The sequence below is a fragment of the Vibrio sp. HB236076 genome (assembly GCF_040957575.1).
Classification (GTDB): Bacteria; Pseudomonadota; Gammaproteobacteria; order Enterobacterales; family Vibrionaceae; genus Vibrio.
This window is the reverse complement of sequence record NZ_CP162601.1, coordinates 1,439,587-1,454,139: the sequence shown is the minus strand read 5'-3', so window position 1 is coordinate 1,454,139 and position 14,553 is coordinate 1,439,587. Positions and strand designations below refer to the sequence as shown.

The window sequence follows — 14,553 nt, the reverse complement described above, 5'->3', positions numbered from 1 at the left end:
GCTTCACGTGACTTTATCTACACGCCTTTGATGTAATACTCAAAATAAAAACCTTTATCAGTGCGATTCATCACACAAACCACACCTTATCGCTAAGTAAATGAATTTGAAGCGCCTTTAGTATTCCACTTGTCTATACTTAGATTATCCCAAAGAAAACTATCGAACATTGGGTTGGGAATACGTATGAAAAAAAATTGCCAAAAAACTATTTTAGTCGTTGATGATGACCCTATTAACATATCTGTGTTGTCAAATATCCTAAAAGCTGATTATCAAGTTGTGGTGGCGAAAACCGGACAGCAAGCCATTGCCATTGCTCAAAAGCAACCTGATATCATATTGCTTGATGTGATGATGCCAGTAATCAGCGGCTATGAGGTTTGTAAAGTGTTGAAAGAAGACACTGCAACCAAACATATCCCAATTATATTTGTAACCGCTATGTGTAATGAAACGGATGAAATGAAAGGCTTTGAACTAGGCGCTGTAGACTATATTACTAAGCCGATTTCCGCACCAATCGTCCTGGCAAGAGTACGCAATCACATACAGCTAAAACAAGCTCAAGACAATTTACTTAATCACAATCAAATACTTGAAGAAGCAATTGAACAAAGAACCTGTGAATTAATCAATACGCAAAATACTTCTATTTTAGCACTAGCGACTTTAGCGGAAACACGAGACAACGAAACCGGTAGTCATATAAAAAGAACGCAATATTATGTCAAAGCTCTGGCACAAGACCTGGTCGCGAATCACTTACACCTTGATGAACTAGCACCAGAAAGTATTGAGTTACTTTATAAATCAGCACCACTTCACGATATAGGAAAAGTAGGTATCCCAGACAGTATTTTATTAAAAGCTGGAAAACTCGATCAAGAAGAATTTTCAATTATGCAAACCCATGCAAAATTAGGCGCCGATGCGATTCAATCGGCTGAAAAACAACTTGGCGATAGTCAGAGTTCATTCTTGCGTTACGCACGAGAAATCGCGCTTTATCATCATGAAAAATGGGATGGCAGTGGTTACCCATTTGGCTTAAAAAAAGAGCAAATTCCTCTATCAGCACGATTAATGGCCGTTGCCGATGTTTATGATGCATTAATCTCAAAACGAGTTTATAAGCCAGCATTTTCTCATCAACAAGCTCGTGAAATCATTATCAAAGGCAAGGGCCAACACTTCGACCCTGTTATCGTAGAGGCCTTTTTGAGAATAGAGCAGACGTTTATTGATATCGTCAATACTTACAGCGATGAGAGTAACTGAACTATGAAAAAAATAAGCTGGTTGTTTCTATTACTTCTTATATCTACACAAAGCCATGCAAGTAATCAAAAAATATATACAGTAGGGATTGTACCTCAATTTGACATTGAGACTTTACATAAAATATGGGAACCCATTCTTCTTGTTATTAGTCATAAAACAGGACTCAAGTTTAAGCTGGTTGGTACACCTGACATACCGACTTTTGAAAAAAGCCTTTCGGCTGGGAAGTTCGACTTTGCCTATATGAATCCTTATCACTTTACCAAAGCTGACCAATATACAGCAATTGCACGCGATCACGGTAGAATGTTATACGGTATACTAACTGTCAATAAAAGTAGTGATATTCTCTCTCCTCAGCAACTAGATGGCAAAGTAATTGCTTTTCCAGCCCCCAACGCACTAGGGGCATCATTGATGATCCGCTCTGAACTTGACAAAGTATATGGGATTAATTTTACCCCAAAATACGTAAACACACATTCATCGAGCTATCTCAACGTTGCGATTGGCTTACTTCCAGCTGGTGGTGGCGTTCAAAAAACATTTAATCAGCAGCCCAATGAAATAAAAGAAAGATTAAAAATATTGCTAAAAACAAAAACAGTCACTCCTCACCCACTAACCGCAAACAAAAAACTAGATAAAGAAGTTATTAATAAGTTCAAAATGGCTATTTTATCCATGAAAAATAACAATACCACACAAGAATTGCTAGCTCGCGTACCTTTCTCAATCATTGGCGCTGCAAAAGATGAAGATTATGATGATGTTCGAAGCCTTAGTTTAGAACAATATTATCAAGAGTAATGTCTTTATGAAAATAAGAACAAAGATCATCACTCCAATTTTATTCTTTCTAATTTTACTTATCGCAATAAATGAAATTGCAGTATTTCCCTATTTTAAAAGCAAGCAAACCGATCTGATCATTGAAACCGAAAGTGCTCAAATGAATATACTCGGACCAATCATTGCTGAAGAGATCGCATCCGGTGACATAAGCAAAATATACAGTATCATGAATCGCCAAGAGCACTTCACAAATCAAACCAGTAAAAATAGATTTCACATACTAAATAAAGATAACATTGTTATCTATCCATTAGGGAAAATGGCACCTCATGAAGTTGACAGCTTAGAATTAAAAACCATCAACAGAAGCATTTTTTGGAACAATAAAAAAGTTGGAAAACTAATATACCAATTCAGCATAGAAGATAAACTACAGAATATCGATGACCAAATAACATCACACCGAATATTAACTGTATTTACTGCCATGTTTATTTTAATTTTTTACACTTGGTGGAATAGAAAATTGTTAATAAACCCTCTTCAAGAGCTCATTCGTAACGCTAAAGCAATACAAAATGGTAACTATAAACAAAAACTTACTATTACAACGAAAGATGAATTTAGAGACGTATACTTAGCGTTCAATAAAATGTCGGCAAAAATAGACACAACAAACCAAGAACTAAACACAGCTTTAAATCAAGCAAATCTTGCCGTAAAGATAAAAAGTCAATTCTTGGCTAACATGAGTCATGAAATTCGAACTCCAATGAATGGAATTATTGGTTTAAACTATTTACTAAGAAAAACACGTTTGAACGATGAACAAGAAAATATATTAGAGAAAATTGAAAAGTCGACAAATAAGTTACTTAATATAATAAATGATATATTGGACAGCTCAAAAATTGAGTCTGGAAAATTGTCAATTGAAAACATACCATTTCATATTGATGATGTACTGAAATGCATTCATGATACAAATTATATTTCTGCATCAGAAAAATCGATTCAATTAAAATTCACCAAACAAATATCCTTGTGTAATTTTTTAATCGGAGACCCCAACCGCCTAGAGCAAATATTAAACAACCTCGTTAGTAATGCCATTAAATTCACTGAACATGGCTTTGTTCATATAAATATTAGCTCTGAGAAAATTAGTAATAAAAATGACTTTTTAAAAATAAAAGTTATTGACACCGGAATCGGAATTAAACCTTCGAAATTAGAAAGACTCTTTGAACCCTTTACTCAGGAAGACTCTAGTACAACACGTAAATATGGTGGCACTGGCCTTGGGTTAAGTATATCGAAACAATTATCTGAACTTATGCAAGGAAGACTATCTGTAAAAAGTGAATTAAATAATGGAAGCACCTTTCAACTTGAAATCCCTATTTACACACCTAATTTAACATTGAAAAATAAAGACAAAACATTTAGATCTATATTTAACATTTACATTTCTGATAATGATTTACATTCAGAAAGTATTATGCGAAAGCTTAACCTTCCTTATAAGACGATTGGAAATGTTGATATGGAAAATGAACTAATAGCAAAGAATAATGTTTTTTTATTTTTCTTTCCATCATCATGTTCTTTATTTAGTCAAGAAAAAACAATTAAAAAACTCTCTAATGCGCCTAGTAATAAAAAAATAATATTTGTTTTTTTTGAACATAAACGCTCTAGTCGACAATTAGAACTTTTACCAAACAACATGAAAACATACAACCTTGACCATTCTTTAAGTATAGAAAAAATCAGTAGTGAATTAAATTATATCTTGAGTTCAGAAAGTCGATTTGTTAATCACACTGCCCCTGAAACAACACAATTTCATGATAAAAAAACAATTTTATTAGTTGAAGACAATCCTATAAATACTAGCGTCACAAAAAAAATACTTGAATCAGATCATATTGATGTCAAATGCTGTGAGAATGGATTAGAAGCCATAACAGTATTAAAAGATCAACACTTTGACTTAATTCTTATGGATATTCAAATGCCCAAAATGGATGGTTTGACTGCAACCAAAATCATTCGACACGATCTAAAAATACAAACACCGATCATCGCCCTCTCAGCACAGGCTCTTAAAAACGAAGTGGCTGATAGTCTCAGTTGTGGTATGAACGGCCACATAAGTAAACCGATAGACCCAGATGACTTGAAACAAACCATAGCGGAGTGGTTAACAGCGAAAGATAATACCAATACTGCCGATATGAAACAAATTCAACATATGGAAAATAGAGAGATTCTCGATGTTGATCGTGCACTAAGCCGATTAAACAATGACTCAGTGTTACTGAGTAAACTTCTAGAGCATTTTTTGCAAGATATTATTCACTTCCAAGATTATGCAAAAGAATGTCTATCCAGTAGTAAAACCGATGAACTCAGACAAATTGCACATAAGCTACGTGGCAGCGCTTCAACCATAGGCGCATACAAATTAGCACAATGCTTATTTGATTTAGAGCAGTTATCGAATAAAAGTGAAATGACTCTTATTACAGAGCATTTACAGCTATCTATTGAGTGCGCATTATTAACTCACCAACAGGGGACGTTCTTTTTGACGGGGCTAAACAATCAAACCCTTCGTATCAAGATCGAAAACCACCAACAAAGCTTGTTGAGCCTGCTAGAAAAAATTATTCCTCTGCTCGAAAACTCTGATGCCGCCGTAATAGATGAACTCAGCGTTTTAAAGCATCACGAGCATACTACAAATATAAAACAATTAATTGACTGTATCAGCAATTATGATTTTGATTTGGCCCATAAACTAGCCGTAAGTATCCTTCTCGAACACAATAAAATGGAGCCAAGTAATTGAGTCTTGACTCCAGATTTGACTGTCAAACAAGTCTCTATATCAACTCAAATGTTGCTTAAAAAACTCGATCGTTCGCTGCCAAGATAACTCAGCTTCTTTTTCTGCGTAGCGCCCGGTTGAGTCATTGTGAAAACCGTGATTGACCCCTTCATACATATATTGCACATAATCGGCATTATTGGCTTTTAGTGCTTTCTCATAGTCCGGCCAGGTTGCATTGACTCTCGCATCTAAACTGGCAAGTTGGATCATAAGCGGGCCTTTAACATTTGCGCGTAATGCTTCTGCGGCCGGCGTACCGTAGTAAGGAACACCCGCATCAAGTTTATCCGGAATGGTTGCCGCCAGCATATTGACAATATAACCACCATAGCAAAATCCGACAGCGCCTAACTTTCCCGTGCTATTGTCATGGTTTTTTATAAAGTCCGCCGCTGCTAAAAAATCTTCTTCTAACTTAGCAGGATCCATACTTTTTTGCATGGCTCGTCCCTCGTCATCATTTCCGGGGTAGCCACCGAGTGGAAAAAGTGCATCAGGGGCAAAGGCAATAAAATTCATTTTTGCTAAGCGTCTGGCAACATCTTTAACGTAGGGGTTTAAACCGCGATTTTCATGAATAACCAAGACGACTGGTGCTTTACCTTGAAGTCCTTTTGGTACCACTAAATACCCTTGACACTCTCCATGTCCCTTTGGAGACTTAAACTTTTCATAAGTCGCAACAATATCTGGATCGTTAAACGATATTTGCTCTGCTTGTGCGTAATTTGGGATCAAAGCGCTGGTTAATGTCGTCATAGTAAACCCAAGGGCAACTAAGCCTGACAGCCTAGACATAAACTCTCGTCTATCAATCACACCATGAGCGTACTCATCATACCAATCAAAGGCTTCTTGAGGTATGTCTCTCTCCATAAAATGACTTTCTGACGTTGTTAGTTCTGACATTGTTTTCTCCTTCAAAAATGTTAAACAGCGACATGACAACAAGCGATCGCCGTTTCCCTATAAGTTCCCTAGTTTGTTGAATACCATGCACCGATAGACAAGTACTTAAATAAACAACAAAATATATAAACCAACATTCAATCAAAGTACCCTATTACAACACTTTTGGATCACAAGGTTGTCTAACTGAGACAGCATATTTATCAATTTGTTCTTTAAATACTGTCTAGTTACTATTTTTAAGCCAGAAAATCTAAACATTCATACTTAAGATTGTGACCTTCATCGTATAATTATTTTTACTGCTGACTGAATCAATAAAACTACGTCATCATCACAATTTAAAAAACACATTTACATTATCATTTTAAGGTTATGTTTTTTGGTTCATAAAGAGATGTACTTATGCAAATGAGCAGTCGCAGTAAACTTCTTACCTTAGTTTTAGTCCCACTGGTAACTCTGTCACTACTAATTACGTTAATTTTTTATTTAAACGGTATTAAAGATTTACAAGTTCAAGAAGATACCTACAGAAACGACTTACTTACGATTAAAAAAGAAGAGCTCAAAGCTCACCTCAAGATGGCAACGACTGCGATTGAAGATTTATATCAATCTGACAGTGGTAACGACAATCAGCAAAAAGCAAAACAAATCTTGGCTAACATGAGGTTTGCCGAAGATGGATACTTTTATGCTTATGACTCAAAAGGCATAAATACACTTCATGCGATTAAACCTGAACTCGAAGGCAAAAACCTTTACAACCTCAAAGACAGTAATGGGGTTTCGGTTATTTCTGGCATTATTGATGCCGCTAAAACCGGTGATGGGTTCATGTACTTTTCTTGGAACAAGCCTTCCATCAACGCCCCAGCGCCCAAACTCGGTTATTCACAATACCTTGAAAAATGGGATTGGATATTAGGTACCGGTATTTACATTGACGACATTGATCATGCGGTAAACAAATACACCCTAGAACGTAAAGAGGCCATCATGGCCAATATTGGCTATTCATTCATCTTGACGCTTTTAGGTCTTATCGCCGTGATTGCAATTGTGAGTATGGTCATTACTAAAGCAATCAAACCTCTATCGAGTATGGTTTCAAGGCTCAATGAAATTGCTCAAGGCAATGGAGACTTAACTGGTAGACTTGAAGTAAAGGGTAAGGATGACATTGCTCAGTTGGGTAATGCTTTTAATCAGTTCATGGACAAACTCCAACCGATTATTGCCAATACCAAAGAATCCAGTCATGAAGTGGTTCAAGCAGCACAAGCGATTGACTCTCAGACTTTACAGACAGTCTCAACGATGCAGTCCCATTCACAGGAGACAGAAAAGCTTGTGACTGCAGTTACAGAAATGTCTGCAACGTCAAGAGAGGTTGCCAACAATACAACCGCAACGTCAGACGCAATCAGCAGGGCAACGGAGCAAATTGATTCCACTCAAATTGAGCTTACACAAGCCATCACGACCATTAATGAACTCGTGGGGGATGTCAACGAAACCTCCAATGCGATAGAAACCTTAAGTACACACACGGCCAAGATAACAACGGTTATCGACGTGATTGGTGGAATTGCCGAACAAACCAATTTATTGGCTCTCAATGCAGCCATTGAAGCCGCTCGAGCAGGTGAACAAGGGCGTGGTTTTGCTGTGGTTGCTGATGAAGTTCGTTCACTGGCCAAACGTACCCAAGACAGTACACAAGAGATCAACGAAATGTTGACCACTTTGCAATCTGGGGTCAAAGATGCGGTCAGAACCATGGAAAACAGTCAAGGTCGTGCACAAAAAACCGTACAAGACTCATCGCAAATTCAAGAACGGTTAGCGGACGTCAGACAAGCTGTTGATACCATCAATGATATGGGTATTCAAACTGCTGCGGCCGCAGAAGAACAAAGTGCGGTTTCTGAAGAGATCACGCAAAATATATATTCAATTCAAGAGATGGTTAACGAAATAAACAAAATTGTTGAAAAATCACAATCGATAAGCCAGTCTCTGGCAAAATCAGGACAAAGTGTTGATTCTATGTTGAAACACTTTAAGGTTTAATCCGCTAACGTTTTGACCACTATGTGCCTAAAAGACTAAGCGACCAACACTCCCTGTTTTGGTTTGGCTTAGTCTTTTTCAATTCATGACTTATTTAGAATCCTCAATAATAGAAGAGTTGAGAGTCAATCTCACCTTGCTAAAGGTGAGTTATTAGTGTCCTATCCGTGTTTTTATGCTAACATCACGCCTCTTTTTGTCACGTCCAAAAACCATCACTACCGGTTATCAATACAAACATCAATCAAACCTTTGCAAAACTTAAACTGGGCTGCACCGGCTAGAAGTTGTTCAATAAAGAGGCGCTTTTGACAAAAAGATGATTAAATAATCCTACGCTCAAACCAATGTTTAGCCATTTATTGAGCAATCAAAACGGTCAACCTTCGAGTTTCCAAGATGAATACAAAAAATATTTTTGATTACCCCAAATATTGGGCAGAGTGTTTTGGTACTGCCCCTTTCCTACCGACATCCAGAGCAGAAATGGATCAATTAGGTTGGGACAGTTGTGATATCATCATTGTAACCGGAGATGCCTACGTCGATCACCCAAGTTTTGGTATGGCGATCATTGGCCGTTTACTTGAGTCTCAAGGCTTTAGAGTCGGTATTATTAGCCAACCACAATGGCATAACAAAGACGACTTTATGGCATTAGGCGAGCCCAATCTCTTTTTTGGTATCACTGCCGGTAACATGGATTCCATGATCAACCGTTACACAGCGGATAAAAAACTTCGTAAAGACGACGCTTATACCGCGGGTAACACAGCCGGTAAACGACCTGATCGTGCTACCTTAGTGTATTCTCAACGCTGTAAAGAAGCTTATAAAGATGTGCCTATCGTGCTCGGCGGGATAGAAGCAAGCCTTCGTCGTATTGCTCATTATGACTATTGGTCAGACAAAGTTCGTCGCTCAATTATCTTTGATGCTAAAGCCGACATACTGCTTTTTGGTAATGCAGAGCGTGCTCTTGTGGATGTCGCTCACAGACTTGCCATGGGCGAATCCATTCAATCAATGACTGATATACGCGGTACAGCCATCATTCGTAAAGCGATCCCTGAAAACTTTACCGTCGTCGACTCTTCTCGAATTGAAAAGCCGCGCAAAGAAGCCTTTATTCCCCCTAATCCATATCAAACGGAAAGTGCTTGTGATACCAAGAAGCAAGACACAAACAGCGCTATCCCTATTTCAATTAGACCATCTCGACACGATGCGGCCAATTCTGTCGTTCGATTGCCCTCATATGAAAAACTGCAAAACGATCGCATCTTATACGCCCACGCAAGTCGCGTTATGCATTTAGAAACCAACCCTTACTCAGGCCGAGCACTGGTCCAAAAACACGGCGAACGCGATTTGTGGGTCAACCAAGCCCCGATCCCACTAACTACAGAAGAAATGGACTTTGTCTACGATCTTCCCTATGCCCGTGTTCCACACCCTAAATATGGAAAAGAAAAAATCCCAGCGTATGAGATGATAAAAACATCAGTCAACATCATGCGTGGTTGTTTCGGCGGTTGTTCATTCTGTTCTATTACTGAGCACGAAGGTCGTATTATTCAAAACCGTTCACAAGAATCCATCATCAATGAAATGGAATCGATTCGCGACAAAGTCCCAGGCTTTACCGGTACCATCTCTGATCTTGGTGGTCCAACTGCCAATATGTATCGTCTTGGTTGTAAAGACCCTAAGGCCGAAGCAAACTGTCGTCGACCATCTTGTGTCTTTCCTGGCATTTGTAACAAACTCAATACCGATCACAAGCATACAATCGATCTGTATCGCGCTGCCAGAAATGTCGAAGGGGTAAAAAAGGTAATGGTTGCATCAGGCGTCCGTTACGATCTTGCCATTGAATCTCCAGAGTACGTCAAAGAATTGGTGACTCATCATGTTGGTGGCTACTTAAAAATTGCTCCTGAACACACTGAAAAAGGCCCCTTAGATTTAATGATGAAACCCGGTATGGGCACGTATGATAAATTTAAAGAGATGTTTGAAAAGTACAGCAAAGAAGCGGGCAAGAAGCAATATTTGATTCCCTACTTTATCTCTGCACACCCGGGTACCGAAGACGAAGATATGCTCAACCTCGCACTGTGGCTTAAAAGCAATGATTTTGAATGTGACCAGGTACAAAACTTTTACCCATCGCCTATGTGTAATGCGACGTCCATGTATTACTCGGAAACCAACCCGCTTAAACGAGTAAAATACAAAAAGCGTGAGGACTTACCCGTGGCCAAGGGCGAAAGACAACGTCGATTACACAAAGCCTTGTTGCGATACCACGATCCGGCAAACTGGCCAATGCTGCGAGAAGCGTTAAAGAACATGGGTAAAGCGCATTTAATTGGCGATAAACCCGGCTGCTTAATTCCGAGTGAAGATACTGAAAAATCGACCCCAGCACAAAGGCGTAAATCTGGCCGACATGGTGCACATCGCTTTGCGACCAAACACTCTAAATCACAACCAGGGCTTGGCGGTGAGAAACCTCGCAAGCACAACAAATCAAAACGACCATCAAAGCTCATCGTTAAATAAGCGTATCTGATTTCGGTATAGCATGCCACCAGCACTTATGAGCTTGGCATGCTATGATTTTGGCTTGGAAATAACTTTCGCAATGACAAACACTTCATCTCTTCAACTCAATTTACCCACTCCAATAACATCTCACCACTTTGCGGGAATCGATTTTTATCTGAAACAAGATCAGCTATCACACCCTTTATTATCTGGAAATAAAGCTCGAAAGTTTGCTTGGTTACTCGAACAAGACAAAGATGCATTTTCAACTATTACAAGTTATGGCTCTGTACAGTCGAATGCATTAGTTTCATTGGCCGCTATCTGCCAATACAAAGGCTGGCAACTCGAGTTTTTTGTCTCACATATACCCCCTTGGCTAAATGACGTTACCTTTGGGAATTACTGGCAAGCTATTCAACTCGGAGCAAAAGTGATCGCCACTCATCCATACCACCCCAAAGAGATGATGAATAAAAAGCAAAGCCTACCTACAAATTGTGTGATCCCTGAAGGAGGTTTTTGGCCTCAAGCCAAGCACGGTGTTAAACAATTAGCGCAGGAAATTCTGTCTTGGGCACACTCTCAACGGATTTATTCACTGACGGTTGCTCTGCCATCAGGAACCGGTACCACCTCTTTTTTTCTACAGCAAGTCTTAGCCCCTTACGCTATCGATGTTGTGACGACGCCATGTGTTGGCAATGAACACACTCTGAGAAAACAGTGGCAGGCATTAGATGCACATGGACCGCAACCTATTGTACTCAATAGAAACCGTGCTTTACCTTTTGGTCAACTTGATAGCGAAGCTTATCAACTATGGCAATCACTACACCAAAATACCGGTGTCGAGTTTGACCTATTATATGACCCATTTATGTGGCAGGCGCTTTTACAACACCGTGAAATAAAAAAGCCCCTCTTGTATATCCATCAAGGGGGGCTTATTGGTAACCAAAGTATGATTAAGCGCTATCAAAGGCTATTCAACCGAAGAGACAATGTTTAAATCTCCTCTAGGCAAAACAGTACATTATCATTCTTTTTCAGCCATTTCTGCTTGACGTTGTCGTTTTTTCATACGGATCGTTGAGTAGGCAGAAAAAACAGCTAACAAAACAAACGCCAGTGCGATTGGCCTATCGTATAAGAATGACCATGAATTGTCATACATCAATAACGCTTTGCGCAAGTTGGTCTCTGCCATAGGGCCTAAGATAATGGCCAGTAGAATGGGTGAAGTAGGAATCGTGAGTTTACCAAGAATAAAACCCAAAACACCAAAACCAACCGCTAACCCAACATCGAACATCGAGTTATTGATGGCAAATGCACCGACAATCGACAACGAAACGATCATTGGAATGAGCAGTACTTTGGGTATTTCAATAATTCGGCAAAAGAAGCGAATCCCCACTAAACCGACGATCAACATGACAATATTGGCCACCAGCATAGAGCTAAATACACCATAGACCACATCGGGGCTCTGGGTAAACAAGAGTGGACCTGGTGTCAAACCTTGTACAATTAACGCGCCAAGTAAGACAGCGGCCACCGCATCACCAGGTACTCCCAGTGTTAACAAAGGTACTAAAGAACCCCCAGTCACGCCATTATTTCCCGCCTCAGCGGCCGCTAAACCTTGTACCGAACCTTGACCAAATTCTTGCGGTTTTTTGGATACTCGTTTGGCTTCGTTATAGCAAACAAAAGCTGAAATATCGGCACCGGCTCCAGGTACAGAACCGATAGAGGTGCCTAGTAAACCACTTTTGACTGCTGTTGGCATCATGGTTTTTAAGTCAGATTTTGTCAGTATATGATGGTCAAATTTTATTGGTTTAACTTTGTTTTCTTTAACGAGTTTTTCTAATTGGTTAAGCGCCTCAGACAACGCGAACAGACCAATTAACACTGGGATCACATTAATGCCACTGTAAACATCCATCACCCCAAAAGTAAATCTCGGTACACTGCTGATCGGATCCAATCCTATCGTAGACACTAAAAGACCTATACCACCTGCGATCAACCCCTTGATGATATTATCAGACGAGACACTCGCAATGATGGTTAAGCCAAAAAGTGCTAGAGCAAAATACTCAGGTGCATTAAAACGAAGAGCAAAGTTAGCCAAAATAGGCGCGATCGCAATAAGGATCACCGTACTGATCAAACCACCGACAAACGATGCCACCGCAGAAATACTCAACGCTCTCGCCGCTTGCCCTTTGGCGGCAAGCGTATGGCCATCGAGAACCGTCGCAGCGGATGCTGGCGTGCCGGGCGTTTTTAGTAAGATCGCGGAAATCGAACCACCATATATCCCCCCAATATAAACACCTATCAACATCACAAGTGCCGGTGTCGCATCCATTCCGAAAGTAAAAGGCAATAGAATCGCAACCCCCATGGTTGCGGTCAACCCAGGCATAGCCCCTAAAATCACACCGCCGATAACACCAAACACAAGGACAGGAAATACACTTGGGCTAAACGCAGATACTAGCCCAGTGAACAAATGTTCCAACATAACCACCTCTAGTACATAAGTCCTTCAGGAAGAGCGATATAAAACACTTCGCCAAATAAATAATAAACCACAGCAACAAAGCTCCAAGCTACTAAGTAATAGGAGATTTTTCTGATGTGAAGGGCAAAAAGATAAACGGTAAATGCAGCTAAAGTCGCCAGTAAGTAACCAAGTAGATTGATCAATAAAACATAAGAAACTATATACATAACACCAAGTGCAGACATTTTACTAAAAATATCGGCTTCGCCATCTGAAGTACGCTTTTGCCATTTGTTCTGAAGTAATAAAATCACACAGAGAATTATTTGGCCGATAGCAACCATCGATGGAAAGAATTTGGCATCAACACTGGCATCTTGAAAACGAGGTTGTTCAAATTGTGTAACTAAAAAAAGAACACACGAACAAGCGGCAATGACGAGCGACAAAAAAATCGACATTCTATGGTTCACAATACTTCCCCCAATAGAAAAAAGGGGGCAACGCCCCCTAAGAAAAGTTTTTAATTATTAATTAGTTGACCTAATGTTTTTGTATCTTGAACCACAAAGTCAGTGAACTCTTGTGCGTTCATATTGTGAATTGTCATTGCACCTTTCTCCATAAACGCTTTGAACTCATCACTAGCCATTGCTTTATCAAAAGCAGACCCTAAAGTTTCAATCACTTCATCGGGTGTGCCTTTAGGGGCACCGATACCACGCCAAGTTCCTGTCACAACATCAATCCCCTGCTCTTTAAGCGTTGGAACATCAGGGATGTAAGAGATACGCTCATTAGACATAACACCTAGCGCTTTTAATTGACCTGAACGCAATTGAGAGATAGCTTCACCCGGGGTAACCATAGTGACATCAGTGTGTTTACCTAGTACTGCGGGTATGGCTTCTGCAGCACCATTGTATGGGATAGCATTGAGTTTAATGTTTTGAGATTTCTCCAAAGCCATTAGATAGAAGTTTGGCGCAGCCGTCGATGCGAACTTGATGCCGCTTTCGTTATTTTTCGCCGCTTCGATGAGATCATTAATCGAATTATAGGGACTATCACTTGATACAAGCACAACAGCAGGATCAAGGTTAACCATGCGAATTAAGCGAAAGTCATTGACATCGTGTTGCATCAAACCCATTTGTGGTAATGAAGCAATTTCACGAGTCACAACCGTCAATGTATAACCATCGGGACGCTGCTGTGCACCAAAACTCATGCCAACCGCACCGGCACCACCTGTACGATTCATCACAGTAATGTTTTTGCCCAAGATGTCTTTTGCAGAATTAGCTAAAGTCCGACCAACAGCATCTGTTCCGCCCCCAGCACCAAACGGCACAACTAAACGGATATTTTTGCTTGGGTAGTCCGCAGCCAACGCAGAAGTCGACATCAAAATTCCAGCACTAACTAACAAAGATTTGAGTAATTTATTCATCATATAGACCTTTTTTGTTTATCACGTATTAAATTAGTAAACTGCTCTTATTATTAACTA

General features: G+C 39.7%; 9 protein-coding genes and 1 pseudogene. 6 read left to right on the top strand and 4 right to left on the bottom strand.

The window, feature by feature from the left end; genetic code table 11:
• Nucleotides 1-186 precede the first annotated feature (186 nt).
• Genes AB0763_RS06365 through AB0763_RS06355 form a run of 3 tightly spaced genes read left to right on the top strand, consistent with a single transcriptional unit; the run spans nucleotide 187 to nucleotide 4,936 of the window.
• Entirely contained in the window at nucleotides 187-1,281 is a 1,095-nt protein-coding gene (locus AB0763_RS06365) for a two-component system response regulator (RefSeq protein WP_306101576.1), read from the top strand.
• 3 nt (nucleotides 1,282-1,284) lie between these two features.
• On the top strand, nucleotides 1,285-2,094 hold the full coding sequence (locus tag AB0763_RS06360) for a phosphate/phosphite/phosphonate ABC transporter substrate-binding protein (protein WP_306101577.1): 810 nt from the start codon (nucleotides 1,285-1,287) through the stop codon (nucleotides 2,092-2,094).
• Between the two features lie 7 nt (nucleotides 2,095-2,101).
• Nucleotides 2,102-4,936: an ATP-binding protein gene (locus AB0763_RS06355; protein ID WP_306101578.1), complete on the top strand. Its 2,835-nt coding sequence runs from the start codon at nucleotides 2,102-2,104 to the stop codon at nucleotides 4,934-4,936.
• A gap of 39 nt (nucleotides 4,937-4,975) precedes the next feature.
• Here AB0763_RS06355 and AB0763_RS06350 read toward each other — a convergent pair whose 3' ends face one another.
• Nucleotides 4,976-5,887 carry a dienelactone hydrolase family protein gene (locus AB0763_RS06350; protein WP_306101579.1) on the bottom strand — a complete coding sequence of 304 codons (912 nt, stop codon included), beginning with the start codon at nucleotides 5,885-5,887 and terminating at the stop codon, nucleotides 4,976-4,978.
• A 411-nt stretch (nucleotides 5,888-6,298) separates the two neighbouring features.
• Between AB0763_RS06350 and AB0763_RS06345 the strand changes: the two genes are divergently transcribed.
• The 3 genes and pseudogenes from AB0763_RS06345 to AB0763_RS06335 all read left to right on the top strand — a co-directional run bounded on the left by AB0763_RS06345 (nucleotide 6,299) and on the right by AB0763_RS06335 (nucleotide 11,531).
• On the top strand, nucleotides 6,299-7,966 hold the full coding sequence (locus tag AB0763_RS06345) for a methyl-accepting chemotaxis protein (RefSeq protein WP_306101752.1): 1,668 nt from the start codon (nucleotides 6,299-6,301) through the stop codon (nucleotides 7,964-7,966).
• 399 nt (nucleotides 7,967-8,365) lie between these two features.
• Nucleotides 8,366-10,477, top strand: a pseudogene (locus tag AB0763_RS06340) (YgiQ family radical SAM protein); the annotation flags it as partial.
• Between the two features lie 139 nt (nucleotides 10,478-10,616).
• The gene (locus tag AB0763_RS06335) at nucleotides 10,617-11,531 is read left to right on the top strand and encodes a pyridoxal-phosphate dependent enzyme (RefSeq protein ID WP_306101580.1); all 915 of its coding nucleotides are present in this window, start codon (nucleotides 10,617-10,619) and stop codon (nucleotides 11,529-11,531) included.
• A gap of 27 nt (nucleotides 11,532-11,558) precedes the next feature.
• Here the strand turns inward: AB0763_RS06335 and AB0763_RS06330 are convergent, their stop codons facing one another.
• The 3 genes from AB0763_RS06330 to AB0763_RS06320 all read right to left on the bottom strand — a co-directional run bounded on the left by AB0763_RS06330 (nucleotide 11,559) and on the right by AB0763_RS06320 (nucleotide 14,493).
• Nucleotides 11,559-13,058, bottom strand: coding sequence for a tripartite tricarboxylate transporter permease (locus AB0763_RS06330; RefSeq protein ID WP_306101581.1), 1,500 nt, complete (start codon nucleotides 13,056-13,058; stop codon nucleotides 11,559-11,561).
• An 8-nt stretch (nucleotides 13,059-13,066) separates the two neighbouring features.
• Nucleotides 13,067-13,501 (bottom strand): tripartite tricarboxylate transporter TctB family protein, encoded by a 435-nt coding sequence (locus tag AB0763_RS06325; RefSeq protein WP_306101582.1) that lies wholly within the window; start codon nucleotides 13,499-13,501, stop codon nucleotides 13,067-13,069.
• A gap of 62 nt (nucleotides 13,502-13,563) precedes the next feature.
• Nucleotides 13,564-14,493, bottom strand: coding sequence for a tripartite tricarboxylate transporter substrate binding protein (locus AB0763_RS06320; protein WP_306101753.1), 930 nt, complete (start codon nucleotides 14,491-14,493; stop codon nucleotides 13,564-13,566).
• Nucleotides 14,494-14,553: the final 60 nt, after the last annotated feature.